The following is a 25697-nucleotide window of genomic DNA, read 5'->3' on the forward strand; positions in this document are numbered from 1 at the left end:
CCGCTCCCTGGCGCGTTCCGCCGGCAGCTCGAAGCGGAGGACCGAGAGACGGTCACCCGCATCGTTCGCGAATTCGTGCGGCTCGAGGTCGACAGCGTGGCGGGCGCCACCGCAGGAGGCGCACGGCGCGTCTCAGGGGCATTCCAGCCGTGGGCCGCGGTTGCAGCGGCGCGATCCGCGGAACGAGCCCGATCGCCGAGCTCCTGCGCCGCGAACCTCGGGGGTAGCACGGGGCGTAGCACGAGGTGCGCAGAACCGGCTTTCCCGAGCACGCCCGTGCACGCCGCTCGGCGTCACGAACTGCCTGCAAAGCGGCACAAACCCCGCATGTCTACGGGGTTTGCGGTACTTCCAGCATGTGCAGCCTCAAGGCCCATACGGGATTCGAACCCGTGCCGCCGCCGTGAGAGGGCGGTGTCCTAGGCCACTAGACGAATGGGCCGTGGCGAACGGGGAGTGTAGCGGACGGCCTTCGCCGTTCCGGCTACCCGAGCGGGTAGCCGGGGCGGCCCTTCGCGAGCCAGTCGGCGATCGTCTCCCGCGTGCTCACATCGCGCTTCATCCCTGACGCCAGCATGTAGCGGTGGTGGAGCACGTCGCAGTACGCCTGGATCGGATCGGCCAGGTCGTCGAGGGCCGACAGCTCCGCGAGGAGCGGCTCGAACTCCTCGACGCGCCAGCGGATCGCCGCCGTGGCGCGGTCAAGGGGAGCGTCGACGTCGTGCCGCGCGGTGTAGTAGTGCACGTCGGAGAGGATCGCGCGGGCCTGGTACTCGAGCGCGTCCACGCCGGTCAGTGACTTGAGCCGGCTCGCGTGGAAAGTGCGCCCGCCGGCTCGGACCTTGATCACCAGCCGGTCGGCGTCGTCCGCGGACGGGACGAGATCGACCTCCTCGACGTCGAAGCCGAGCCGGTTGATCCGCTCGATCCGCTCGGTGATCCGGTAGCGCTCGTCGGCCGCGATCGCTTCCGTCCGGCTGAGCTCGGCCCACAGGTTGCGGTACCGCTCGGCGATGTCGAGGCCGAGCTCGAGGTCCGCGTCCTCGAGGTCCACGCCGGCCTCCGCCGCGATGTCCGCCATGCCGCCGGCGACGTTCTCGACCATGATCTCGAGATCCTCGAGACGGCGGCCGTCCGTCAGTGGGCCGGGCACGATCTCCGACGTCTCGGCATCGACCATGATCGTGTCGATCGCCTCGGCGTCGAAGCGGTAGAGGACGTTGGACAGGTTGCAGTCGCCCCAGTAGCACGACACGAGGTGCAGCTGGACGAGGAGGCCGGCGAACGCGTCGAGCATCTGGTTCCTGCGGGCGCCGAAACCGGGGCCGATGAGGATCTCGCGGTACGAGAACGAGAACGGCTCGTAGGCGGTGATCAGGGCGGCCGATCGCTCCTCGCCGGCGTCGGGGTCCCTTCCCTCGACGATCCCGACCGCGCGCACCGCCGGCGCCCCGGCCGCCTCCAGCGCCCGGAGCACGGTGAAGTCGTTGCGGGCGGGTCGTCGCTGGAGCTCCTTGACGACGTAGATTCCGTTCGGATACGCGAGGAACCGGACCTCGTGGCGGCTGATTCCCTTGGGCAGGTCGAGCAGAGCGGGCACGCGCCAGTCGACGAGGGACGTCTCCCACGGAAGGTCGAGAAAGTCCGGATGCCCGGGGCGGATCGTGAGCGTCGGGGCCACGCGGGGGCGGGGCGACGCCGTCGGTGAGGTCAGGCCGTCGCGGGCGGCGTCTGTGCGAGCGGCGGGTCGGGCTCGCGGGCGTCGATGCGCTCCTCGAAGCGCCGCCGGATCTCCTCGCCGGTGGCGAGCAGGTCGTAGCGCGCCCGCCGCGCGGGGAGCTTCACGACGCGGACCGACTCGTCGCGGTCGCCGTGGCAGCGTGCGTACGCGGCCGCTTCGTCGAGGGGCCTCAGGCGGTCGGGCTTCCGCCAGAAGGGCACGATCGTTCTCTACCAGCGATCGCGCTTCGTGGGAACCCGGCCCGCTTGCCCGGTTCCGCACTTTGCGCAGGAAACGTGTCCGTCGCTCAGTACCACGGCTTGCACGACCATGGGCTCCAGTCGCGGCCGGAGCGGACGAAATAGCGATAGGCGGCCTGGGACTGCCGGAGCGCGTCCGCGCCGTGACCGAAGATGCGCCGCTCGTTCGTGCCCATCTGGAAGAGGCCGAGGTACTGGCCGTTCTGGGCGTTCACGCTGTAGCCGGATTCACAGCGGGCGACGCGAAGCGCCTCGTTGCAGTACGAGCCGAACACGTGGCAGATCGCCTTCGCGGGCGAGCCGCGGAGCTCGGCGACGAGCCGCCGGTGGTGCAGCTCTGCCCGTTGTCGGGCGATTCGGGCGCGGCTGTGCGCCGCCTTCGCGCGCGAGGCGGCCAGGGTCCGCTTCGCGATGCGGAGCCTGTGCGTCGCCTCCTTCTTGAAGCGCCGGTCTTGGAGCAACCAACGGTGCTTCTCGAAGAAGCGGATCACCGAGGTGCTCTTCTGCATCGCGGCGACGTGACGAGCGAGCTGGTCGCCGAGGCCGGCGGGCGTCGCTGCCTGGGCGGCGGCAGGTGTGGCACAGAGAACGAGGGCGCACAGGCCCGTGACGAGGGCTTTCAGGACGGTACCTCCGCGTCGGAGACAGGGGCACGGCGCGCGCCGCAGTCGGGCTCCGTACGCGGAAGAGCCCGGCGCTCACCGTTCGTCTATCGGATCAGCCGAGGCTACCGGGGCGCACAAAGTGAGGTCTATTGTCTTACGAAAGCTTCACAACCGTTGTCACAAGCGTTTTCGGCCCGTGCAACGCGAAACGCCCCTTTCGGGGCGTTTCGGAGGCTGCGGGACAGGGACTCGAACCCCAACTTCCGGAGCCAGAATCCGGCGTCCTACCATTAGACGATCCCGCAGGGCTCGGCCCGGATTGTACCCGGCCGGGCGGCTCAGATCTCGAGGCGGTACTCGGGCACGAGGCGCTTCTCGTCGGCGGTGTCGATGTGCGCGATCACCTCGACGTACGGCTCGAGCCCGGAGCCGCGTAGCTTCGCCTTCAGCAGCCCGTCGACCTGGAAGAGCCCGGAGGAATTGTTCATGACGATCTCGATGCGGACCGGCTTCGTCTCGCCGTCGCCGATCAGGACCTCCTCGACGGCGGCCGCGGACAGCGAGTGCATCGAGACCTGGCCCTTCTCGAACGGGATGCGCGAGCGTCCCTTGGCCATGTCGAGCGCGTCCCCGACGCGGAGGATCCCGGCCTCGAGCGACAGAGGCTCACCGTCGGCGCGATGGCTCGTGATCGCCTGCAGCACCTCCGAGACGATCACGGTGCGGTCGGGCTCGTCGTAGATCCCGTCGAGCAGCTCACGCAGCTTCGGCTCGGCGAGGAACAGGCTCCAGTCCTCGTGTCCCCGCCGGTGCACGGACATGCCGACGCAATGCGTGAGGGCGGCGAGCACGACGACGACCTCGGAGTCCTCGTTCTGCATGCCGTAGTCGCGCACGACCGAGGGCTCGATTCCGTGCTTCGTCAGCTGGCGCAGGAGCTTCAGCGCGATGTTGGCGACGATCTGGATGTGCACCCAGGAGTGGTCGTTGATCTCGAGCCGCACCACGGCGTTGACGTTCGAGACGTGCCACCAGCCCTTGAGCTCCCGGTCGGCGTTCGCTCGTTCGAGCACTCGCCGAAGCTTGCGGTTCCCCCGGTCCGGCAGCCGGATCCGCATGTGCTCGACGGCCTCGGCCGGGGTGAGCCGCGCCTCCCTGACGGCGTCGGCCGACGCCGGCTCTTCGATCCGTGCCTCGGTCTCCGGGTCGAGCGTCATCCCGTGGCGGCGAGGTCCGTGTCCGCGTGTGCCTGGAGGTTGGTGGTCGCCAACACGACGAGCACGATCACGAAGAACCGGGGGAAGAAGCGCGTGAAGAGGTTCCACGGCTCGTCGAGGACGGCGCCGATGCTCACCGCTCGATCCTACGCGAGCTCGAGCCGGCCGAGCTCGCGGCGCACGTGGGTGAGGGCTTTGCCGAGACGCGCCCGGTTCGTCGAGTCGTTCAGCCAGCCGCTCGCACCGGATGGATGGGGGAGCGGGACGACGATCGCCTCGTCGACGAGGTAGCTCTTGCCGACGGCCTCGGTCAGGCGGCTGACGCCGAGCACTCGCGTGGCGGCGGCCTGACCGACCGTCACGACCAGACGTGGGCGCAGGAGCTCGAGCTCGCGGTCGCGCCAGGGGGCGCAGAGGAGCTCCTCGGCGCGTGTGGCGCGGCGGTCGCCGCGGCCGCTGGGGCTCGGCCCGGGGAAGCAGCGGGTCAGCGACGCGCAGTAGAACTGGGCGAAGAACTCGTCCTCGTCGAGGCGCAGCCAGCCGCGCAGGGTGCGGCCTGCGCGCCCCTGCCACGGCAGCCCCCTCTCCGCCTCGACACGGCCCGGCGCCAGTCCGAAGAGGTACGCCCGCTGGCCTGCGCGGCCAGCGAAGACGGGAGGCGGCACGATCGGGTAGCCGGCTTCGAGGCAACGCCGGCAGCGCGCGTTCTCGCGTTGGAGAGCCCGGATCGAGCGCGCGCGGCTCATCGCGGCGAGCGCACGACGAGAAACCACGTGCCGGCGTAGAGCACGTCGCCGCCGCCGAGCTCGGCGAGCAGGCCGGCGGGCGTGAACCATCGCTTGTAGACCTCCCAGCTCGTCCCATCCTCGAGGATGCGGCGCGACCACTCCTCGTCGACCTCGGAGTGCTCGATCGACGCGTCCGCGACCACGAGCTCCGGTGCGACCCGACGAGCCTCCCGGAGGAAGGCGGTGCGCTGCGACGGGTCCAGGTGGCCGTAGAAGTGACCGCTGAAGACCCGGTCGAAGGCGTCGTCCGCGAAGGGGAGGGAGAGCGCATCGCCTTCGACGAGCGTCGCGGCGGGTGCCTGCTCGGCCGCGACACGCAGCATGCGGCGGCTCTGATCGAGGCCCGTGACAGCGCCCGGCAGGTGGCGCGTGAGGAAACCCGTCCCGCAGGCGACGTCGAGGGTGGCCGCGGGGGCGAGGGCGGCGAGTGCCGTACGGACGTCGGCCAGCTCGTCGTCGAACCCGGCACGGTCGCGGTCGGCGTACAGGCCACGCCCGAGATACCAGTCGTCGTACTCGGGCGCACGCCTGTCGTAGTAGGCAGGAGCGGTCGGCTCGCGCATGAGTCGTAGGGTAGGCGCGATGGCCGTGCTCGAGTCCGTGCCGAACGTCTCCGAGGGACGTGATCCGGCCGTCGTGGTTGCCATCGCAGACGCGTTCGGGAGCGCCGGCTCCCGCGTGCTCGACACCCACGTCGATGCGGACCATCACCGGGCGGTCGTCACGCTGGTCGGGGACGATCGTTCTCTGGAGGACGGCCTCGTGGCCGGGATCGACGAGGCGCGCCGGCGCATCGACCTGCGGCGGCACGTCGGCGTGCATCCTCGCGTTGGCGCGGCCGACGTCGTTCCGCTCGTGCCGCTCGAGCGTGGCGATCTGGTTCGGGCGGCCACGGTCGCGAACACGGTCGGCCGAAGGGTGGGAGAGGAGCTCGGGGTGCCGGTTTTCCTCTATGGCGCGCTGGGGGACGGCCGGCGGCCGGCCTTCTACCGTCGGGGCGGCCCCGAGACGCTGCAGGCGCGGATCGACGACGGCGAGCTCGTCCCCGCCTATGGGCCCCGCCGGCTCGATGCCCGCGCCGGGGCAGTGCTCGTCGGCGTCCGAGCGCCCCTTCTCGCATTCAACCTCGAGCTCCGCGGCTCCATGGAAGCGGCGGTTGCGCTTGCAGCTTCCGTGCGCGAGTCGTCAGGCGGGCTCCCGGGGGTGCAGGCGCTGGCGCTCGAGCTCGGAGGGGGCGTTCAGCTCTCCACCAACGTGGTCGATCTCGAAGCCACGGCTCCTCATGTCCTGGTCGAGCGTGTCGTGAAGGAAGCCGTGGCGCGAGGGCTCGCCGTCGGCCACGGTGAGCTCGTCGGACTGATCCCGGCGGCGAGCGTCGCGCAGGCGGCAGCGGCGGCGGGGGTGGAGGAGCCGCTCGACCCGGCGGGATTGCCGACGCCCGCTGCGCTCGAGGCTGCGGCCCGCGTGCTGCGGCTCGAGCGCCTGGATGCCGACCGCGTGCTCGAGTGGCATCTGCGGTGAGCCACGGCGTGCCTGATGTATGACCGGCTCCTTCGTGCCGAGATGCGGTGCCCTACGTCCGCGCCTTGACGGTGACCGTGAACGATGCGCTTCTCGCGTTGGCGCTGGAGTCCGTGGCAGAGCACTTGACGCTGGTGCGGCCGACCTTGAATCGACTGCCCGACCGCGGCGTGCACGTTGACGGGACCTTGCCGTCCACGACGTCGTTTGCCGTGACCGTGAACGTGACACGAGCGTGCTTGGCACCCTCTGGAGCGCGTACCGTCCGCGAGCGGGCCCCGATCAGCACGGGCGGCGTCACGTCGAACTCCTGCCCGGGAAGCGTGAGCGTCCCGGCCCAGGTCTCCGACCCGAAGCCGCCGCTGATCGAGCGTTCGACCGTGCCGCTTCCGGTGGCGCCTGCATACACACCCGTGCCGCCCGTGATCGTGAAGCCCTGCGGTTCGTTCCGCATGGGCTCTTCCTCGACGCACCGGTCTCCATCTGCGAGAGCGAAGCGGATCTCTCCCTTCCCCGAGACAAGGAGGCGACCGGTGGTGGCGAGTGGCTTCCCGACGTCGGCCGAGGGACACGTCGGCGGCCCGAGGCGATAGAACCAGGTGTAGGTCTCCGAGGCGATCCCCAGTCCTCGCACGGAGGCCTTGCCGGTGCGTGCTCGACAGCCGGCGGCATCCGCGGGGGCCCCCGACGGGCATGCGGCCGGTTCGGAGACGACTCGCAGGGTTCCCCGCAGGTTCAGGGTCCCGGCTGCGAGCGACGAGGACGACCGAGCGTCGACCAACGCCACAGTCCCCGCGACAGCCGCCGCCAAGCCCGCCAGCACCGCGAATCGCCGCATTCTCGACCTCCGTTCGATCGCGGCGATCGTTACACCACCGACAACACGAGGTCAACCAGGGAGTGGAGAGGTGGACTGGGGTGACACAGGGACGACGCGCGCCACGGCCGGTGAGTTCGCCTGGCGGTCACCGGCACGGCGAGCGTCGCGGGCGACGGACACCTGCGCGAGTGGCTCCGAGCCGCTTGCATCCCGCGAAGCACCATCACTCGAGATGTGGGAACGTGTGTTCGTGACCTCGGATGGACATGCAGGCGCTCGCCTGCGGGCGGCTCTGGCTGTCGGCAACCTGACCGCCGCGGAGCAGGCGGCGTTCGAGGTGCCATTCGTCCCGCTCACGGAGGCCCGTGCGCTGCTCGAGCTCTACGCCGAGCAGGGCGAGCCGAAGTTCGAACGGGCGGCCCTGAGGTATCTGCGCCGGTACCTGGAGGAAGCGGACCCGTCGCTCGCGGACGTTGCGGGCGTCGCGGCCGTGCTCGCCGAGCGCGCGGTGCTCATGCGCGGCTCGTAGCGAGTGGCCGCGTCGCCCCCTGCTTCGGGGAGTCCGCCGTCACGAAGCCGGCACAGAGACGGCACAGAGACGGCACACACCTGTCACGGCTGCCGCGATAGCGTGACTTCAGGGGGTGTCGCTCCCCCAAGGGGGGTCGCTGGAGGCGGCGCCCGCGTTCGGGCTGCCCAGGCGTCCGGCCTGTCTAGACTCGCGCCGTGCCGGCCGCTGTCGAGCTGACCGGGGAAGGCCTGACGATCGACGACGTCTGGGACGTCGCCGTCGATCGCCGCCCGGCCGCACTCGGCGAGCTGGGCCGGGAGCGCGCGGCCGCGGCGCGCACGTTCCTCGAGTCACAGGTCGGGGACCACACATACGGCGTCAACACCGGGTTCGGCCGGTTCGTCTCGCAGACGATCCCGCCGGAGCAGGCCGAAGAGCTGCAACTCCGCCTGCTCCGCAGCCACGCGTGCGGGGTCGGTGAGCCCTACCCGGACGACGTCGTTCGGGCGGCGATGCTGCTTCGCGCGAACGCGCTCGCCAAGGGCTTCTCCGGGGCGCGGGTCGAGACGATCGAGCTGCTCGTCGCGGCGCTCGTCTCCGGTGTCGTCCCGCGCGTTCCCTCACGCGGCTCCGTCGGCGCCAGCGGGGACCTCGCCCCGCTCGCGCACCTCGCGCTTCCGCTCGTCGGCGAGGGCGAGGCGACCGTCGGCGACCGGCTGCTCGGCGGCGCCGAGGCGCTCGCCGCATGCGGCCTTACGCCGATCAGGCTCGCCGCGAAGGAGGGCCTCTCTCTCATCAACGGAACACAGTTCATGACCGCGATGGCGGCGCTCGCCCTCGTCCGCGCCCGGCGTCTGGCGCGCGTGGCGGACGTCGCGTGCGCGATGTCCGTCGAGGCTCTCCAGGCGACGCCGACGAGCTTCCATCCCGCGATCCACGCCGCCCGTCCCCTGCCGGGGCAAATCCAGAGCGCAACCGCGCTCCGCGCACTGCTTGCCGGCTCCGCGATCGTCGAGTCGCACCGCTGGTGCGACAAGGTGCAGGACGCCTATTCGCTCCGCTGCGCGCCCCAGGTGCACGGCGCCAGCCGCGACCTCCTCGACCACGTCGAGCGCACCGTGGCGATCGAGCTCAACTCGGCGACCGACAACCCACTCGTGTTGCTCGAGGAGGAGCTGATCGTCTCGAACGGCAACTTTCACGGACAGCCGATCGCGATGGGCCTCGACTGCCTCGCGATCGCGTGCGCAGAGCTCGCGAACATCAGCGAGCGCAGGACCGAACGGCTCGTCAACCCGAGCTTGTCCGACGGCCTCCCCCCGTTCCTCGTCGCCCGGGAGGAGGGCCTCAACTCGGGTTTCATGATCCCGCAGTACGTCGCCGCCGCGCTCGTCTCGGAGAACAAGGCGCTCTGCCATCCGGGCTCGGTGGACTCGATCCCGACGAGCGCCGGCCAGGAGGATCACGTGTCGATGGGAAACGGGGCGGGCCTCAAGGCGCTCCAGGTGGTTGCGAACGCCGAGCGCGTGCTCGCAATCGAGTTGCTCGCGGGCGCGCAGGCGGTCGAGTTTCTCGCGCCCCTCGAGCCGGGGATGGGGGTGCGCGCCGGCCGATCGTTCGTCCGAACCCTCTCCGACCGGGTTCGCGAGGACAGATCGCTCTCGGCCGACATCGAGCGGGTCGCCGACGCGATTCGCGATGGCCGCGTCCTCGCCGCTGTCGAGGCCGAGCTCGCGGGGAAGCTGCCGTGAGCGACCTGCCGCCTCCGGCGCGGGCATACCGAGGCTCGGCGATGCTCCACGCGGTCCTCGCACTCGTGATCCTCGTGATCGCGGCGCTCACCGGCGGCGGGTTCCTGCGAGCGTTCCTCGTTGCGGTCGGGTACTTCGTCGTCGCGACCGGGTGGACGTGGTTCCGGCTGCGCCAGCGCGAGACACGGGCGGCGGCGACGAAGCGCGTCGGGGAGAAAGGCGACACGCGATGAGCGACGCGCTCGTCGAGTCACTCGTCGGAGACCTCTCCACGGTGCGCGCGCCACGCGGCCCTGACCTGAACGCCGGCTCGTGGCAGACGGAGGCGCCGCTACGGATGCTGCTCAACAATCTCGACCCCGAGGTCGCCGAGCATCCCGAGTCGCTCGTGGTCTACGGCGGCTCGGGCCGCGCGGCACGCTCGCACGACGCGCTGCGCGACATCGTCCGGACGCTGTTGCGTCTCGCGGACGACGAGACGTTGCTCGTCCAGTCGGGGAAGCCCGTCGGAGTCTTCCGCACGCATCCGGGTGCGCCGCGCGTCCTCATCGCGAACGCGCTGCTCGTCCCCGCGTGGGCCACCTGGGACGAGTTTCGACGGCTCGAGGCCGAGGGGCTGACGATGTTCGGTCAGATGACGGCCGGATCGTGGATCTACATCGGCACGCAGGGAATCCTGCAGGGCACGTTCCAGACGTTCTGCGCCGCCGGCGAGGTTCACTTCGGGTCGCCGGACCTCGCCGGTCGGACGGTGCTCACCTCCGGCCTCGGCGGAATGGGGGGAGCTCAGCCGCTCGCTGCGACGATGGCCGGCGCCGCGATCCTCTGCATCGAGGTGGATCAACGCTCGATCGACCGCCGGCTCGAGTCCCGCTACCTCGACGAGCAGGCTCCGACGCTCGACGCGGCCCTCGAGCGGGTGCGCGAAGCGGCTGCGAGGCGTCGCCCGCTCTCCGTCGCGCTGCGCGCAAACGCAGCAGATGTGCTGCCCGAGCTCGTTGCGCGCGGTGAGATGTTCGACCTCGTCACGGATCAGACCGCGGCCCACGACCCGCTCACCGGCTACGTCCCGGCCGAGGTTCCCTTCGAGGAGGCGGCCGCGCTCCGAGAGCGCGACCCGGATGAGTACGTGCGACTCGTGTCCCAGTCGATGATCGCCCACGTCGGCGCGATGGTCGAGCTCGTCCGACGGGGGTGCTACGTTTTCGACTATGGCAACAATCTCCGAGGTGAGGCCTATCGAGCAGGCCTGAGCGACGCTTTCACATACCCGGGCTTCGTCCCGGCCTATATCCGGCCGCTCTTCTGCCGCGGCATCGGTCCCTTCCGCTGGGTAGCGCTCTCCGGCCACGTCGGCGACATCGAGACCATCGACCGGGAGCTCCAGGCGCTCTTTCCGGACGATGCTCTCCTTCAGCGATGGCTCCGTCTCGCGAGTGACCGCGTCGCTTTCCAGGGGCTCCCGGCCCGGATCTGCTGGCTCGGCTACGGCGATCGCGCGAAGGCAGGTCTCGCGATCAACGCGCTCGTCCGCTCAGGCGCCGTGTCCGCGCCCGTGGTGATCGGGAGAGATCATCTCGATGCGGGCTCGGTCGCATCGCCGTACCGAGAGACCGAGGCGATGCGGGACGGCTCCGACGCGATCGCGGACTGGCCGATTCTGAACGCACTGCTCAACACGGCCGCCGGCGCGACGTGGGTCAGCGTCCACCACGGCGGCGGTGTCGGGATCGGAAACTCGATCCACGCGGGGATGGTGGTCGTCGCCGACGGCAGCGACGACGCCGACGACCGGCTCGCGCGCGTGCTCGCCGCGGATCCGGGCACCGGGGTGATGCGCCATGCGGACGCCGGCTATGAGGACGCCGTCGATGCGGCCCGCGCGGGCGGGCTCGACTTGCCGGGTATCACCACGTGAGCCCGTCGGGAGACGAACGCCTGCGGTGAGCCGGCTCCTCGTCCGAGACCTCGCGCAGGTCGCGACGCCCGCGGGCGCGACCGCGCCACTCCGAGGAGCGGCGCTCCGCGAGGTGGACGTCGTCGAGGATGCGTATGTCCTCGTGCACGACGGGACGATCGAGGCGGTCGGCAGGATGGGTGACCTCGGCTCGCTCGGGGAGGAGGTCGAGGAGCTCGACGGTCGTGGCCTCTCCGCGATCCCGGGGCTCGTCGACTGCCACACGCACCCGGCGTTCGCGGGCGACCGGGCGAACGAGTTCGCCCTACGCGCCCGGGGCGCCACGTACGAGGAGCTCCTGGCTGCAGGCGGCGGGATCCTGTCGACGACCCGAGCGACCCGCGCGGCAGGCGACGCGGCCCTCGTCGAGATCGTCGCCCGGCACCGCGACGCCATGCTCGCGCACGGGACGACGACCTTCGAGGGGAAGAGCGGTTACGGGCTCGACCGCGACACGGAGCTCGCGCAGCTCGAGGCGGTCCGCGAAGCCGGCGGCGTTCCGACGTGGCTCGGTGCGCACGCCGTGCCGCCCGAACACCCGGACGCCGACGCGTACGTCGACTGGGCGGTCGAGCACGTCCTTCCCGACGCGGCGCGGATCGCCGTCGCGGCCGACGTGTTCGTCGAACGGGGGACGTTCGATGTCGAGCAGGCGCGGCGCTACCTCCTCGCGTGCCGCGAGGCCGGACTCGTGCTTCGGATTCACGGCGACCAGCTGTCGGAGATCGGCGCCGTGCCGCTCGCGATCGAGCTCGGGGCCCGGTCTATCGACCACCTCGAGGCGACCGGCCCGGAAGGAGTCGCAGCGCTCGCGTCGAGCGACATCGTCGGTGTGCTCCTACCCGTGGCGGCCCTCTACCTCGGGAGGCCGATGCCGCCGGGGCGCGCCCTCGTGGATGCCGGTGCCGCAATCGCACTGGCGACGGACTTCAATCCGGGCAGTGCGTTCTGCGAGAGTCTGCCGGTCGTCTGCACGCTCGCGTGCACGCAGTTGCGGCTGACGCCGGAGGAGGCGCTCGCGGCCTGCACGGTAAACGCCGCGCACGTGCTGGGCCTCGCCGACCGCGGCCGGATCGCCGCGGGTCACCGCGCGGACCTCGTGCTGCTCGACGCCCCCGACTGGCGTCATCTCGCCTACCACCTGGCGGGAGACGTCGTCCGCACGGTCATTCGTGAGGGGCGAGTCGTCCACTCGCGGGCATAATCGGGCCGATGGCCACGCAGAAGCAGCGCCGCAAACGAGCGAAGGAGAAGCGGCACGCGTACGACCTCGTCGAGATCGACTCCGAGGGGAACGAGACCGTGCTCAGCTCGAACGAGCTGAAGGTCGATACGCCACCGAGGAGCCAGCGGAAGAAGGGGGACGCGCGGAACGGGTCGAAACCGAGGCCCGGGCGTGGCTCTCCCCGGCCCCCGACGTGGGGTCGGGTGCTGAAGCGGGGCGCCATCTTCGCCCCGATCTTCCTCGCCACGGTGCTGCTCCTCGCGGGGAACCGGCTCACGTTCCAGGGAGCGCTCGTCCAGACGGCGTTCCTGCTCGCGATCTTCATCCCGTTCAGCTACTTCATGGACCGACTCGTCTGGCGGTCGCACGAGAAGCGACTCGCGCGCGCGAAGTCCGGCGGCCGTTGACGCGGCTGTGAGCTAGGACGCCGCCTCGCCGTCGGGGTAGTGCCCCGGGCCGGGCCACGGTGCGAGGATCAAGAGCACACGGGCGCCGTCCACGCTCGAGACCGCGTGCCGCTCGCCGGGTGCGAACGTCACGAGCGTGCCGACACCGCCGTCGACGAGCTCGTCGCCGGAGCGGATCTGAGCCCTGCCCTCGACGACGACGACCCAGGCGCGCTCCCGCACCTGGTGGTCGTTCATCGTCTGACCCGCGTCGAGGCGAATCGCGATCGCCCGTGCGCCGTCGTCGGTCGTGAGAACGGCCGGGTCGACCGTGCCGCCCGGCGCCTCGATCTCCGTCAGGTTCCAGGACTGCACCGCGCAACCGTATCGTGCCGAGGCCGGCTGCGGAACGCGGGAGCGTCCGTAGACTCGCGTCGTGCCAGCCGCCGTTGACCAGCTGCCCCTCGGGCCGCTCGGGACGAACTGCTACCTCGTCCGAGCCGACCGTGCCGCGTCCGAGGCCGTCGTCGTCGATCCGAGCGGCACCGCGGCGGAGATCCGGATCGAGCTCGCGTCGCGAGGCGCGCGTTGCGTCGCCATTCTCGTCACGCACGGCCACTTCGACCACATCCTCGGCCTGGCGGAGCTCGCTGCGGGGACGGGCGCGCCCGTCTACGCGCCCGCCGGGGAGCGCGCGCTCCTGGAGCGGCCCGCTGACTTCACGCCGCCCGGCATCGACGTGCGGCCGTACACCGCCGAGACGCTGCTCGAGGGCGGCGAGGCGCTCGAGCTCGCCGGCCTCGGCATCGAGGTCGTCTCGGTGCCGGGGCACTCGCCGGGACACCTCGCCTACGCGATCGACGGCGCGTTGCTCTCGGGCGACGTGCTCTTCGCGGGCTCGGTCGGTCGCACGGACTTCCCCGGAAGCGACTGGGAGACGCTCCTGGCCTCGATCCGAGGGCTCCTCACCCGGTTTCCCGCCGAGACGGTCGTCTACCCGGGCCACGGACCGATCACGACCCTCGCCGACGAGCTCGCCCGGAACCCGTTCCTCGAGGAGCTCCGCGCCGAACGGCGCGAGACGGCAGGATGAGCGCAGAACGGCAAATCGAGCGACCGAGGGGCACGCACGACGTCGTCCCCGCGGAGATACCCGCATGGGAGCGGGTCACGAGCGAGATCCGCCGGCTCTGCCGCCTCTACGGATACCGCCCGATCGTCACCCCGGGGTTCGAGGACACGGCGCTCTTCGCGCGCACGTCCGGGGCGGGCTCGGACGTCGTGCAGAAGGAGATGTACACGTTCACCGATCGCTCCGACCGGTCGCTGACACTGCGCCCCGAGGGGACCGCGCCGATCTGTCGCGCGTACGTCGAGCACGGGATGCACCGTCAGCCGCAGCCCGTGAAGCTCTTCACGATCGCGCCCATGTACCGCTACGGCGCTCCCGGGCGGGGCCGCTACCGCGAGCACTGGCAGGCCTCCGTCGAAGCGCTCGGGACGGACGATCCCGCGATCGACGCCGAGCTGATCCAGCTCTACGACGCGCTGCTCGCCCGGCTCGGCGTGACGCGCTACCACCTCGAGCTGAACTCGATCGGCTGCCGCGACTGCCGTCCCGCCTACCTCGAGCGGCTTCGCGGCTGGCTCGACGAAAACGCCCGTCGGCTCGACGACGAAACCCGAGCGAAGGTCGGCGTGAGCCCGCTGCGCATCTTCGACAACTACCTCGCTAAGCCAGACGTGGTCCGCGATGCGCTCGACGAGGCGCCCAAGATCGGCGAGTCGCTCTGCGCAGCCTGCGTCGCACACTTCGAGGCGGTTCGTGCCGGCCTCGACGCGACCGGCGTCCGGTACACGCTCGTCCCGACGCTCGTTCGCGGCCTCGACTACTACTCGCGGACGACGTTCGAGTTCATCGGCCCCATGGAGAACCAGAACTCGACGATCACCGGCGGCGGCCGCTACGACTACCTCGTCGAGGAGATCGGCGGGCCGCCGACGCCCGGCATCGGGTTCGGCGCCGGGATCGAGCGGCTGCTGATCGCGATGGAGGAGGAGGGCATCGAGGCGCCGGGCGAGCCCGGCATCGACGTCTTCCTCGCGCTCGACCAGGGTGCGCCGAGGCAGCAGGTGGCGCTGTGGCTCGCAGAGCTGCGGCGGGCGGGTGTCGCGGCGGAGACCGACTACGCGGGTCGTTCGCTCAAGGGACAGCTCACGCAGGCACGGCGCCTCGGCGCGGCGCGAACCGTCGTGGTCGGCCCCGCCGATGCGATCCTGCGGGCCCCCGGCCGCGATGACGAGACGCTCGCCCACGCCGACGTCGTCTCTACTCTCACGCCGTGAACTGGCGCGACATGATGTGCGGCGAGCCGCGGGCCGAGGACGTCGGACGCACGCTGACGCTCGCGGGGTGGGCCGCGCGGCGGCGGGACCACGGCGGTCTCGTGTTCGTCGACCTGCGCGACCGGACCGGTGTCACGCAGCTCGTGATCAACCCCGAGCGCTCGCCACAGGCGGCCGAGCTGGCGGGTGAGATCCGGAACGAATTCGTCCTCCAGGCACGGGGCGAGCTCGTCGCGCGCTCACCCGAGACGGTCAACCCGCGCATGGAGACGGGCGAGGTCGAGCTCGCCGTCGACACCCTCCAGATCGTCTCGCGCTCGACGCCGCTGCCGTTCCAGCTCGACGAGGAGAACGTCGACGAGACGCTCCGGCTTCGCTATCGGTGGCTCGACCTGCGCCGTTCGAAGCTGCAGCGAAACCTCCAGCTGCGCGCGCGAATGGTCGGGATCATCCGGCGGCACATGGAGGGGGCCGGCTTCCTCGACATCCAGACGCCGCTCCTCTACAAGTCGACGCCCGAGGGCGCGCGGGACTTCGTCGTCCCGAGCCGCCTGCACAAGGGCACGTTCTTCGCGCTCCCGCAGAGCCCGCAGCTTCTCAAGCAGCTGCTGATGATCGCGGGATTCGACCGCTACTACCAGATCGCCATCTGCTTCCGCGACGAGGACCTCCGCGCCGATCGGGTGCAGGAGATCACCCAGCTCGACGTCGAGATGGCCTTCCCCGACCGGGAGCTCCTGTTCCGGCTGATGGAGGAGATGTTCGCGGAGATCTGGCGAGAGTGCCTCGGTGTCGAGATCGAGACGCCGTGGCCGCGCATGACGTTCGCCGAGGCGGACCGGCGGTTCGGGTCGGACAAGCCCGACACGCGCTTCGCACTCGAGCTCGAGGACGCGACGGAGGCAACGCGCGCCTCCGCGTTCGGCGTCTTCGCGCAGGCCGAGGCCGTCCGCTTCCTCCGTGTGCCGCGGACGTTCTCGCGCACCGAGCTCGGCGCGCTCGAGGAGATCGCCAAGGAGCGGGGTGCGAAGGGCCTGGCGTACCTCATCCGCGACGAGAGCGAGGAGCTCCGCTCGCCGATCGCGAAGTTCCTCTCCGAGGACGAGCTCACGGCCCTCGGGCCGGCCCCCGGCGAGACGCTCCTCTTCGCGGCAGACACGTGGGAGGGAACCTCGCGGGTGCTCGGGCATCTCCGGCTCCACCTGGGACGCGAGCTCGGGCTGTTCGACGACGACGCGTTCACGTTCCTCTGGGTCACGGACTTTCCGATGTTCGGGTGGGACGAGGAGGAGGGGCGCTGGGGCGCGATCCACCACCCGTTCACGAGGCCGACCGACGAGTGGCGCGACCGGTTCGACGAGGATCCGGGGCACGCCCTCGCCTATGCCTACGACATCATCGTGAACGGCAACGAGCTCGGCGGCGGGTCGTTCAGGATCCACGAGCCGGACATCCAGGCCCGCGTGTTCGACCTCCTCGCATTGTCGCCCGAACAGCAGCGGTCTCAGTTCGGCTTCCTCCTCGACGCGCTGGCGATGGGGGCGCCGCCGCACGGCGGGATCGCGCTCGGCATCGATCGCATGACGATGGTGCTCGCGGGCGAGCCGAACCTCCGCGACGTGATCGCGTTCCCGAAGAACCAGGCCGGTCTCGACCCGATGTCGGGCGCTCCGAGCCCGATCACCCAGCAGCAGCTCGACGAACTCGGCCTCGAAGTAGTTGCCGAGGAGGGGTCGAGCTGAGCGCGCGGATCGTCCAGCGCCTCCTTTCGCTCGCTGCGGTGGCGCTCCTCGCGGGGCTCGTCGCCGTTGCGGTCGTCGAGCGCCGAGCGCCCCAGCCGGTCTCGGCGCCGACCGGTGCCGTCGCCGCGGGCGGTGGCTGGTACGAGGCACTCGCCGCGCCGCGTCCGCCGGGAGAGGATGCCGAGCGCACGACGTGTGGGCTCATCCTCACCGTGCGCTCTCTGGGAGTCACGCATCCTGTCCTGCCGTGCGGCGCGAAGATCCTGATCCGCTACGGGGGGGAGACCGTGCTCACGGAGGTGATCGACAACCAGCTCAAGGCGACTGGGCGCCAGTTCGAGCTGACGTCGGCGCTCGCGACGCTCGTGGGCCTCGACGGGACGCAGAAGGTCGACTGGCGCTACGCGACGAGAGGGTGACGGGTCGGCCGTTACGAGTAGAATGCGATGTGCTCGGCGCTGCGCGTGGCCTCGGGCTCTCAACGTGAACCAACAATCACACGATGGGAGCCCGGGTCCGGATGACGGTGTCACCGGAGTCCGGCAGGGCACCCACCTGGAGAAGCGGGTTCGCTTTTCCGGCCCGGGGTCACGCGGAGCGCCGACCCGCGCCGTGAGCCGGGCGTGATCGTCGGGCTCGACCACGTCCAGGTGGCCGCCCCCGTCGGGTGCGAGGACGAGGCGCGACGGTTCTACGGCGACCTTCTCGGGCTCGAGGAGGTGCCGAAGCCGCCGCTTCTCGCGGTGCGCGGCGGTGTCTGGTTCCGCGTCGGTGCGCACGAGCTGCACGTCGGCGTGGCCGGGGACTTCGTGCCTGCGACGAAGGCGCATCCCGCGTTCCGGGTCGCGTCGGCCTCCGATCTCGAGTGGCTGGCAGCACGGCTCGAGGAGAGCGGGATCGAGGTCAGGTGGGCCGACCCGGCGGAGATCCCCGGCGCGACGCGCTTCTTCGTCGACGACCCCTGGCAGAACCGGCTCGAGCTCGTTGCCTGACCGCCGCGTCGTCGACCGGCCGGGGAGGAGGAGCTTCACGTTCTGCGCCCAATGGTTTCGGAGAATCGTCATCGCCGTCCACGACCAAGGAGGAACGATGACTTCGATTCCAAGTTCGGTAAGGCGCATCGTTACGAGGCGCAGGGTCGCGGTCGTGCTCTCGGGTGCCGCCCTGCTCGGCGTCCTTGCGCCGACCGTGTCCGCGCGACAGCAGGACGTGCCGGCGAACACCGCGGAGCCCACGATCTCGGGCAGCCCCGCGCAGGGTCAGACGCTGACCGCCGCCCCGGGGACCTGGACGGGCACGCCGGCACCGACCTTTGCGTACCAGTGGCTTCGGTGCCCGCCGTCAGGCGGCGCGGCGAACGGCTCGGACTGCGCCACGATCGACGGCGCGACCACCACGTCCTACGTCGTCGCCGCAGGCGATGTGGGCTTCCGGCTCCGGGTCAAGGTCACCGGGACGAACTCCGACGGCCAGGCGTCCGCGGTCTCGAACGCGACGGCGGCGGTCACGGTCCAGGCGGGTCCCCCCAACACCGCACCGCCGACGATCTCGGGCTCGACCGTCGTGGGTGAGGCGCTGACGGCCAATCCGGGGACGTGGACCGGCAGCGGCATCACGTTCGCGTATCTCTGGTCACGGTGTGACGCCTCCGGCGGCGCGTGCGCGGACATCACGACCGCGACCCAGAGCACGTACACCCTCGTGACCGCCGACGCGGGCAAGACGCTGCGCGTCAAGGTCACGGGCACGAACGCGAGCGGCTCGAACGCCGTCACGTCGGCGCCCAGCGCCGTCGTCACGACGGCACCCGCCCCGCCCGCGACGGGCTGCCCGACGGGCTCGGGGCCGATCAAGATCGCCGACCTCTCGTCGCCCGCACGGCTGTTGATCGACAGGCAGCAGATCACGCCGAGCCCGGTGAGAAGGGACACACAGACGATCCGGATCAGGCTCCACGTGTCGGCATGTGGCGGAAGGCTCGTCGAGGGGGCTCTCGTCTACGCGACTCCGACGCCGTACCAGCAGTTCTCGGCGACGGAGCAGCCGACCGGCGCGGACGGCTGGGCGATCCTCACGATGCGCCGGCTCAAGTTCTTCCCGGCCTCGAACCAGCAGCAGCTGCTCGTCGTGTTCGCCCGGGCCAGGAAGAGCGGTGAGGACCTGCTCGGCGGCGTCTCGACCCGCCGACTCATCTCCTTCAAGGTGAACCTGCGTCAGTAGCCGGCTCGGAAGCGGGGGGAGGGTCGTCGTCGGCCCTCCCCCCGCTCATCGGCGCCCGCGAGTCAGCGGCAGCACGTGGGTGGATCGCCGTCGTCGCGGCAGCGGCTCTCGGTCCGCAGCTCCCGCGCGCGCAGCGACCTGCCGGCGGAGACTTTCGTATGCGGCCATCCGCGGCACTTGGCGGTCACCGGGTTCCGTTCATCGGCCGGGCTCCGGGGTCTCGGTCGCAGTCGACGATCGAGCCCGATGGCCGGCGTCCTTAGTCGATGCAATGCGGTGGGTCATCGGCGTGCGACGGGGCGGCCGGTGGGCCGGACACGGCACGGTGGCGTACGTCTGGAACGGAGTCGGCACGGAGTCGTCACCCCTCTGTCGCGATTTCACCGATAGCGTGGCACCAGGGACACGGGAGTGCCCCTGGGGGCAGTTGGGGCCGAGGTCTTTCGGCTGACGCGTGCGGAGCGGCGCGGGGACCCGCCACGCAGCGGATCCGAGCCCGAGCCGACGCCGAGCGGTGGCCGAGGGAGCCGGCGCTAGCCTGGACGGATGCCCGTCGAGGTGATCGGAGACTCCGCGCGCGGCGACGCGTACGTGCTCGCACGACTCGTCGTCGAGGACGAGCGCATCGTCGAGGCCGACGCGCCCGGGATGGCGCGGCCGCTCGACGGCCTGACGCTCCTCGAGGCGGCTGCGGTGCCGGGGGAAGTCCTCGCGGCGGATGCGGTCGCCAACGCGCTCGCCACCGTCATGACGGCGCCCGCGCGGCGCGGCCGGATCGCCGTGGCGATGAGCGGCGGCGTCGACAGTGCCGTCGCGCTCCATCGGGCCGGTCGGGACGCCGTCGGAGTGACCCTCCGACTGTGGCTCGATCCGGCCGGGCCCGACGCCGACCGCGCGTGCTGCTCGCCCGACGCGGTCATCCGGGCGCGGCAAGCCTGCCACGCCATCGGGCTCCCGCACGTGACTCTCGATCTGCGTGACGAGTTCCGTCGCGTCGTCGTCCGGTCGTTCGTCGACGGTTACGCCGCGGGGCTCACGCCGAACCCGTGCATGCGGTGCAACGGCGCGTTCCGCTTCGACGCGCTCGTGAGCTTCGCGGCTCGGGTCGGCGCGACGATCCTCTGGACGGGCCACTACGCACGGATCGTCGAGCGTGACGGGATGAGGCTCGTCGCGCGTGCAACCGATCCGGCGAAGGACCAGTCCTACATGCTCGCCACGGTCGACCCGGCGCTCCTCGATCGCGTCGGGTTCCCGCTCGGCACGACCACGAAGGACGCCGTACGCGCGGAGGCCCGTGCCGTCGGCCTGGACGCAGCACGACGTCCCGAGAGCCAGGAGGCGTGCTTCCTCGCCGGTGGCGACTACCGCTCGTTCCTCGAGCGCCAGGGCGTCGCGGCGACCCCCGGGGCGATCGTCGACGAAGCGGGAACGGTCGTCGGTCGTCACGCGGGCCTCTGGCGTTTCACGCCGGGTCAGCGTCGCGGCCTCGGCCTCGCTTCGGCCGAGCCGCTGCACGTCGTTCGCTCGGATCCCGACTCGAACACGCTCGTCGTGGGCCCGCGTCGCTCGCTCGGCGTCCGCACGGTCGCTGCCCGGGGGCGCCTGTTTCTCGCCCTGGAGCGAGCCGAGGCGAAGCTGCGGTACCGCTCGCGGCCCGTTGGCGCTGCCGTGACGCCCGTGGCCGGCGGTTTCCAACTCGAGCTCGACGAGCCGGTCGACGCGGTTGCGCCGGGTCAGGTCGCGGTGCTCTACGACGACGACGCGGTCGTCGGAGCGGGAGTGATCGAGAGCGCGACGGGGTAGGATCCTGCGCGATGACGCTCGCGTTCTCCGCCGGCGACGCCGCCTACTGGGGCCTCGCGGTCTTCCTGGTCCTGCTGGGCCTCGGCTCGTTGTTCGCGCTCGTCAAGCTCGGACAGCTGTTCGACAAGGTGTCGTCGCTCGTCGGCGGGGCCGAGCGGGACGCGCTGCCCGTCGTCGTCAAGACCGGCGGTACGGTCGACCGGGTCAACTACCAGTTGGACAAGCTCGACACGGTCACGGACAGCGCGGTCTCGATGGCGGACAGCGCCGACACCGCGGTACGGGCCGTGTCGACCGCGATCTCCAAGCCGGTCGAGAAGGTCTCGGGCTTCAGTGCGGGGATCGCGCACGGGTTCTCGGCGTTCCGCCGGAACCGGAACATGTCCGAGGCGATGGACGTCGCGAAGGACGCCGCGAGGAGGCGTGAGCACGATCTCGCGGAGGATCTCCGCGGCGCCGGTCCCACGCCGCCGACCAGCGAGCGGCCGACCCCGACTCCCACCCCGACGCCGACCCCGAAGCCGGACCCCTGGCCGCAGCCGGAGCCGACTCCGAAGCCGGACCCCGCGCCGGTCCCGCCCGACGAGCTTCCCTGACCCACGCGCCGCCGCAGTCGCGGTACCACTCGCGAGGGAAGCGACACGGGAGACATCGGCACGAAGTCGGCACGAAGTCGTGACCCCTGCGTCACGACTTCGCCGATAGCGTGGCATCAGGGACACGGGAGTGCCCCTGGGGGCGGTTGGGGGCGCGGTGAGCGGTGGGTAGCTTGTCGTTCCTGTCGCTGGCGCGACGCCGCGCCACGGCCATGCCGTCGCGGGAATCCCTCGTGCCACCTGCAGACGGCTTCGACGTGACCGCGTGCGCGGCGGCCACAGGCCCGGAGCCGACGGGGAGATCCGGAACGACCCCGGTACGATCGCCAGGTGCGCACGACGGCCGAGCTGCGCGAGGGCTTTCTTTCGTTCTTCGAGTCGAAGGGCCATCTGCGCTTTCCGTCGTTCCCGCTGATCCCTCCGCCCGAGGACCCCTCGACCCTCTTCATCTCCGCCGGGATGCAGCCGCTGAAGCCGTACTTCTCCGGCGCGAAGCAGCCGCCCGCGCCGCGCTTCACGACCGTGCAGAAGTGCCTTCGCGCCGGCGGTAAGGACACCGACCTCGACGAGGTCGGGATGACGGCCCGTCACGCATCGATGTTCGAGATGCTCGGGAACTTCTCGTTCGGCGACTACTTCAAGGACGGCGCTGTCGACTACGCGTGGGAGTACGTCACCGAGCACCTCGGCTTCGATCCGAACCGGCTGTGGGCAACCGTGTTCGCGGGCGACCCGGGTCTCGGCCTCGGCGAGGACGAGGTCGCGGTCGCGGCCTGGCTCCGCAAGGGGGTCCCGCGCGAGCGGATCGTGCCGTTCCCGCGCTCCGACAACTTCTGGGGCCCCGCCGGTGACACCGGGCCGTGCGGGCCGTGCTCGGAGCTGCACTACGACCGCGGCGCCGAGCACGGCTGCGGCCAACCCGGCTGCGGCCCGAACTGCGAGCGCTGCGACCGCTACATCGAGTTCTGGAACCTCGTCTTCATGGAGTTCGACCTCGGCGCCGACGGCTCCCTGACGCCGCTGCCGAAGCAGAACATCGACACAGGGATGGGCCTCGAGCGCGTCGCGATGCTCGTGCAGGACGTCCCATCGATCTTCGACACGGACGGTTTCCGGCTGATCATGGACTGGATCGCCGAGGAGTCGGGCGTCGCGTACGGGGCATCGCCGGAGGCGACGCGGGCGCACCGCGTGCTCTGCGACCACGGTCGCGGTGTCACGTTCCTCGTCGCGGAGGGCGTCACGCCGTCGAACGAGGGGCGCGGCTACGTGCTCCGGCGCCTCATACGCCGCTCGGTCGTCCAGGCCCGTCGAATCGGGCTGCCGGCGGTCCACCCCTTGCCGCGGATCGTCGTCGACCAGGTCGGGCCCTGGTATCCCGAGGTCGTCGAGAACGCCGCCGAGATCGAGCGGGTCGTGCGTGCCGAGGAAGAGCGCTTCCGCGAGACGCTCGACCGCGGGATGAAGGAGTTCGAGGATCTCGCCGGTGGAGACATCGGCGCCGACGACGCTTTTCGGCTGGCGGCGACCTACGGCTTCCCGATCGAGCTCACGGTCGAGCTCGCGCGCGAGCGCGGCCACGCCGTCGACGTCGACGGGTATCGCGCCGAAATGGAACGACACCGCGAGATCTCGCGTGGCACGGGGGAGAAGGGCCTCGGGCAGCGCGCTGCGGACTTCGCGCAGGGGGCGGGATTCGCGTCCGAATTCGTCGGCTACACGAAGGTCGACGTCCTCACGCAGATCGGCGCGCTCGAGGAGATCGGTGACGGCACGTTCCTCGCCAAGCTGCGCGATTCGCCCTTCTATCCGGCAGGGGGCGGCCAGGTGACCGACCAGGGGTGGATCGAGAAGGACGACGATCCGTCGGTCCGGGCCGAGCTCGTCGACGCTTACCGGTTCGATGCCGATCAGGTGCTGCTCTTCCGCGGCGACGGTTTCGCGGCGGGTGATCGCGTGCGGGCGGTCGTCCCCTGGAGCGTGCGCTTCCCGACGATGGCGAACCACACTGCGACGCATCTCCTCCAAGCGGCGCTCCGCGACGTCCTCGGTGACCACGTGACGCAGGCCGGCTCCGCCGTGCGGCCGGACCGGCTCCGCTTCGACTTCGCGCACACCGCGCAGCTCACGCCCGCGGAGCGCGAAGCGATCGAGCAACGTGTGAACCGCGCCGTCTTCGAGAACCACCCGGTCACGACCTTCGAGACCACGCTGGACGAGGCCCGCAGGCTCGGCGCGATGGCGCTCTTCGGCGAGAAGTACGGCGACGTCGTGCGCGTCGTCGATGTCCAGGGCGTCTCGACCGAGCTCTGCGGCGGAACGCACGTGCGGACGACGGCCGAGATCGGCGGCTTCGCCATCCTCACCGAGGGGTCCGTGGGGAGCGGCGCGCGACGGATCGAAGCCGTCACCTCCGGTGAGGCGTGGGCCGCGCTCCACGCACGCGCGGCCGAGACCGAGGCGCTCCGCACCGAGCTCGAGACCGTGCGGCGTGAGCTCAAGCGGAGGGATACGACGATTCCGACTTCGGCGGCACCGGCAAGAGCCGAAGTGGCGGATCCCCAGGTGACGGTGACCACCGTCGACGGTGTCAATCTCGTCGTGCAGGCGGTCGAGGGCTTCGGCGGCGACGCTCTACTCGATCTCTCCGACCGGTTCAAACAGCGTCACAGCCCCGCCGCGGTCGTCCTCGGCTCGGTCGACGACGGCAAGGTTGCGCTCGTCGCGAACTTCGACCCCGACGTGGCCGAGCGCGTCAGCGCCTCGGACGTGATCCGCGGCGCGGCGCCGCTCGTGGGTGGCGGCGGCGGAGGCCGGCCGACGATGGCCCGGGCGGGCGGCAAGGACGCCGAGAGGCTGCCCGAGGCACTCGCGGAGGCCGAGCGGCTGATCCGCGCGGCCCTGTGAGGGCGATCGCGCTCGACTACGGCGCCGCGCGCACCGGTGTCGCGGTCTCGGATGCCACGGGGACGCTCGCCCGGCCGGTCGGAGTCGTCGAGCGCGCGGCGAGCCCCGCAGGGCTCGACCGTGTGACGGAACTCGTCGCCGAGTACGGAGTGGAGGTCGTCGTCGTCGGTCTGCCGCTCACGCTGCGCGGCGAGCGCGGCGCGCAGGCGCGGGAGACCGAGCTCTTCGTCGAGATCCTGCGCGCACGGCTCGATGTGCCCGTCGAGATGGAGGACGAGCGCTTCACGACGGCGCTCGCGCAGCAGTCCGGCGGACGCGCGCCCGAGGACGCGGTCGCGGCGGCGCATCTCCTGCAGGGGTGGCTGGAGCGCACGCGTTGAGGCGGTTGGTTGCTGTGCTCGCCGTCGTCGCGCTCGTCGGGGTCGGCGCCTTCGCGGCCGCGGCATGGGTCGGCGGCGACGATCAGGCGCCCACGCCGACGGTGACCGCGCCGCCTCCGCTCGCGCGCCTGACGATCATCTTCCCCGAGGGGTTCACGATTCGCGAGATGGCCGACCGTGTCGCTGCCGTGCGCCGGATCGCGATCGCGAAGCGCGGCGTGACGCCACGGCTCACGCGCGATGGCTACCTCCGCGCCGTTTCGCGCACGCTGGCTCCGTCCCGCTTCCGCGCGGATGTGCAGCGTGACTCACTCGAGGGATTCCTCTTCCCGGCGTCCTACGAGTTCACGCAGAAGACGACCGCCCTCGAGCTCGTCGCCGACCAGCTCCGCGCGTTCCGCCAGCGCTTCCGGGGCGTCGACCTCGCGTACGCGCGCTCGAAGAACCTGACGCCGTACGACATCCTGATCATCGCCTCGATGATCGAGAAGGAGACCGCGGTGCCGAGCGAGCGGCGTCTGGTGGCCGCGGTGATCTACAACCGTCTACGCAACCGCATGCCGCTCGGGATCGACGCCACGGTCCGGTATGGCCTGAACATCCCCGGCACGGAGTCGCTGACGAAGGCGGCCCTCCGCTCGCCCTCGCCGTACAACACGCGGATCCACAAGGGCCTTCCACCGACGCCGATCGCCAATCCGGGCCTGGCGTCGATCCGCGCCGCCGCGAACCCGGCCCGCGGCGTCGACTACCTCTACTACGTCCGCAAGCCCAAGTCGCTCTCGCACTACTTCACCGCGGACGAGCACGCCTTCCTTCGGAAGGTCTGCGAGTACGGCTACGCCTGCAACTGACCTCAGCCGCGTCCGCGCTCGACCGACCCGTCGTACCAACTGCCCCAGGGGGACTCCCGTGTCCCTGAGGGGCACTCGACCGACG

Annotated in this window: 27 protein-coding genes and 2 tRNA genes; 18 read left to right on the top strand and 11 right to left on the bottom strand. The window is 71.1% G+C overall.

Annotated features, from left to right (window positions below; translation table 11 throughout):
• Positions 1-369: 369 nt before the first annotated feature.
• From VNM44_RS16305 to VNM44_RS16345, 9 genes are all read right to left on the bottom strand, one after another.
• Positions 370-442 (bottom strand) — tRNA-Glu (locus tag VNM44_RS16305).
• Between the two features lie 42 nt (positions 443-484).
• Positions 485-1681, bottom strand: coding sequence for a DUF4032 domain-containing protein (locus tag VNM44_RS16310; RefSeq protein WP_325627233.1), 1197 nt, complete (start codon positions 1679-1681; stop codon positions 485-487).
• Positions 1682-1710: 29 nt separating this feature from the next.
• Entirely contained in the window at positions 1711-1941 is a 231-nt protein-coding gene (locus VNM44_RS16315) for a hypothetical protein (protein WP_325627235.1), read from the bottom strand.
• A gap of 86 nt (positions 1942-2027) precedes the next feature.
• Positions 2028-2489, bottom strand: a complete 462-nt coding sequence (locus tag VNM44_RS16320; RefSeq protein ID WP_325627237.1) for a hypothetical protein — start codon at positions 2487-2489, stop codon at positions 2028-2030.
• Positions 2490-2819: 330 nt separating this feature from the next.
• Positions 2820-2890, bottom strand: a tRNA-Gln gene (locus VNM44_RS16325).
• 33 nt (positions 2891-2923) lie between these two features.
• Positions 2924-3802: an HD domain-containing protein gene (locus tag VNM44_RS16330; protein WP_325627239.1), complete on the bottom strand. Its 879-nt coding sequence runs from the start codon at positions 3800-3802 to the stop codon at positions 2924-2926.
• Positions 3799-3939, bottom strand: a complete 141-nt coding sequence (locus VNM44_RS16335) for a hypothetical protein (RefSeq protein ID WP_325627241.1) — start codon at positions 3937-3939, stop codon at positions 3799-3801. The genes VNM44_RS16330 and VNM44_RS16335 overlap by 4 nt, the downstream gene beginning before the upstream one ends.
• A gap of 9 nt (positions 3940-3948) precedes the next feature.
• Positions 3949-4548, bottom strand: coding sequence for a uracil-DNA glycosylase family protein (locus VNM44_RS16340; RefSeq protein WP_325627243.1), 600 nt, complete (start codon positions 4546-4548; stop codon positions 3949-3951).
• Positions 4545-5153 (bottom strand): class I SAM-dependent methyltransferase, encoded by a 609-nt coding sequence (locus VNM44_RS16345; RefSeq protein ID WP_325627245.1) that lies wholly within the window; start codon positions 5151-5153, stop codon positions 4545-4547. Before VNM44_RS16345 ends, VNM44_RS16340 begins: the two co-directional genes overlap by 4 nt.
• Here VNM44_RS16345 and VNM44_RS16350 point away from each other — a divergent pair.
• A complete protein-coding gene (locus VNM44_RS16350) occupies positions 5152-6111 on the top strand; it encodes a hypothetical protein (protein ID WP_325627249.1) in 960 nt (319 codons plus the stop codon). The two genes, VNM44_RS16345 and VNM44_RS16350, sit on opposite strands and share 2 nt — an antisense overlap.
• Before the next feature lie 52 nt (positions 6112-6163).
• Here the strand turns inward: VNM44_RS16350 and VNM44_RS16355 are convergent, their stop codons facing one another.
• Positions 6164-6565: an HYR domain-containing protein gene (locus VNM44_RS16355; protein ID WP_325627251.1), complete on the bottom strand. Its 402-nt coding sequence runs from the start codon at positions 6563-6565 to the stop codon at positions 6164-6166.
• A 598-nt stretch (positions 6566-7163) separates the two neighbouring features.
• Between VNM44_RS16355 and VNM44_RS16360 the strand changes: the two genes are divergently transcribed.
• The 6 genes from VNM44_RS16360 to VNM44_RS16385 all read left to right on the top strand — a co-directional run bounded on the left by VNM44_RS16360 (position 7164) and on the right by VNM44_RS16385 (position 12782).
• Positions 7164-7460, top strand: a complete 297-nt coding sequence (locus VNM44_RS16360) for a hypothetical protein (protein ID WP_325627254.1) — start codon at positions 7164-7166, stop codon at positions 7458-7460.
• A 197-nt stretch (positions 7461-7657) separates the two neighbouring features.
• Positions 7658-9193 (top strand): histidine ammonia-lyase, encoded by a 1536-nt coding sequence (hutH, locus tag VNM44_RS16365; RefSeq protein WP_325627256.1) that lies wholly within the window; start codon positions 7658-7660, stop codon positions 9191-9193.
• 41 nt (positions 9194-9234) lie between these two features.
• Entirely contained in the window at positions 9235-9426 is a 192-nt protein-coding gene (locus VNM44_RS16370) for a hypothetical protein (RefSeq protein WP_325627258.1), read from the top strand.
• Complete coding sequence (gene hutU / locus VNM44_RS16375) at positions 9423-11111, top strand: urocanate hydratase (RefSeq protein ID WP_325627260.1); 1689 nt, start codon at positions 9423-9425, stop codon at positions 11109-11111. The genes VNM44_RS16370 and hutU overlap by 4 nt, the downstream gene beginning before the upstream one ends.
• A 25-nt stretch (positions 11112-11136) precedes the next feature.
• Positions 11137-12354 carry an imidazolonepropionase gene (hutI, locus tag VNM44_RS16380; RefSeq protein WP_325627262.1) on the top strand — a complete coding sequence of 406 codons (1218 nt, stop codon included), beginning with the start codon at positions 11137-11139 and terminating at the stop codon, positions 12352-12354.
• 8 nt (positions 12355-12362) lie between these two features.
• Positions 12363-12782, top strand: a complete 420-nt coding sequence (locus VNM44_RS16385; RefSeq protein WP_325627264.1) for a hypothetical protein — start codon at positions 12363-12365, stop codon at positions 12780-12782.
• A 12-nt stretch (positions 12783-12794) separates the two neighbouring features.
• Here VNM44_RS16385 and VNM44_RS16390 read toward each other — a convergent pair whose 3' ends face one another.
• Positions 12795-13136, bottom strand: a complete 342-nt coding sequence (locus tag VNM44_RS16390) for a hypothetical protein (protein WP_325627266.1) — start codon at positions 13134-13136, stop codon at positions 12795-12797.
• A gap of 61 nt (positions 13137-13197) precedes the next feature.
• On the opposite strand from VNM44_RS16390, the gene VNM44_RS16395 reads away from it, so the two are divergent.
• From VNM44_RS16395 to mltG, 11 genes are all read left to right on the top strand, one after another.
• Entirely contained in the window at positions 13198-13854 is a 657-nt protein-coding gene (locus VNM44_RS16395) for an MBL fold metallo-hydrolase (RefSeq protein WP_325627268.1), read from the top strand.
• Positions 13851-15107 carry a histidine--tRNA ligase gene (gene hisS, locus VNM44_RS16400; protein WP_325627270.1) on the top strand — a complete coding sequence of 419 codons (1257 nt, stop codon included), beginning with the start codon at positions 13851-13853 and terminating at the stop codon, positions 15105-15107. Before VNM44_RS16395 ends, hisS begins: the two co-directional genes overlap by 4 nt.
• Positions 15108-15118: 11 nt before the next feature.
• Positions 15119-16849, top strand: a complete 1731-nt coding sequence (aspS, locus tag VNM44_RS16405; protein WP_349258061.1) for an aspartate--tRNA ligase — start codon at positions 15119-15121, stop codon at positions 16847-16849.
• Positions 16850-16887: 38 nt separating this feature from the next.
• Entirely contained in the window at positions 16888-17268 is a 381-nt protein-coding gene (locus VNM44_RS16410) for a hypothetical protein (RefSeq protein ID WP_325627274.1), read from the top strand.
• 204 nt (positions 17269-17472) lie between these two features.
• A complete protein-coding gene (locus VNM44_RS16415) occupies positions 17473-17841 on the top strand; it encodes a VOC family protein (RefSeq protein WP_325627276.1) in 369 nt (122 codons plus the stop codon).
• A 154-nt stretch (positions 17842-17995) separates the two neighbouring features.
• Positions 17996-19069: a hypothetical protein gene (locus VNM44_RS16420; RefSeq protein WP_325627278.1), complete on the top strand. Its 1074-nt coding sequence runs from the start codon at positions 17996-17998 to the stop codon at positions 19067-19069.
• A 546-nt stretch (positions 19070-19615) separates the two neighbouring features.
• Positions 19616-20875 carry a tRNA 2-thiouridine(34) synthase MnmA gene (mnmA, locus tag VNM44_RS16425; protein WP_325627280.1) on the top strand — a complete coding sequence of 420 codons (1260 nt, stop codon included), beginning with the start codon at positions 19616-19618 and terminating at the stop codon, positions 20873-20875.
• An 11-nt stretch (positions 20876-20886) separates the two neighbouring features.
• The gene (locus tag VNM44_RS16430) at positions 20887-21471 is read left to right on the top strand and encodes a hypothetical protein (RefSeq protein ID WP_325627282.1); all 585 of its coding nucleotides are present in this window, start codon (positions 20887-20889) and stop codon (positions 21469-21471) included.
• Between the two features lie 330 nt (positions 21472-21801).
• Entirely contained in the window at positions 21802-24378 is a 2577-nt protein-coding gene (gene alaS / locus VNM44_RS16435; RefSeq protein ID WP_325627284.1) for an alanine--tRNA ligase, read from the top strand.
• Positions 24375-24758 (top strand): Holliday junction resolvase RuvX, encoded by a 384-nt coding sequence (gene ruvX / locus VNM44_RS16440; RefSeq protein ID WP_325627286.1) that lies wholly within the window; start codon positions 24375-24377, stop codon positions 24756-24758. Before alaS ends, ruvX begins: the two co-directional genes overlap by 4 nt.
• 14 nt (positions 24759-24772) lie before the next feature.
• Entirely contained in the window at positions 24773-25612 is an 840-nt protein-coding gene (gene mltG / locus VNM44_RS16445) for an endolytic transglycosylase MltG (RefSeq protein ID WP_325627288.1), read from the top strand.
• Positions 25613-25697: the final 85 nt, after the last annotated feature.

The sequence above is a fragment of the Gaiella sp. genome, assembly GCF_035558935.1.
Classification (GTDB): domain Bacteria; phylum Actinomycetota; class Thermoleophilia; order Gaiellales; family Gaiellaceae; genus Gaiella.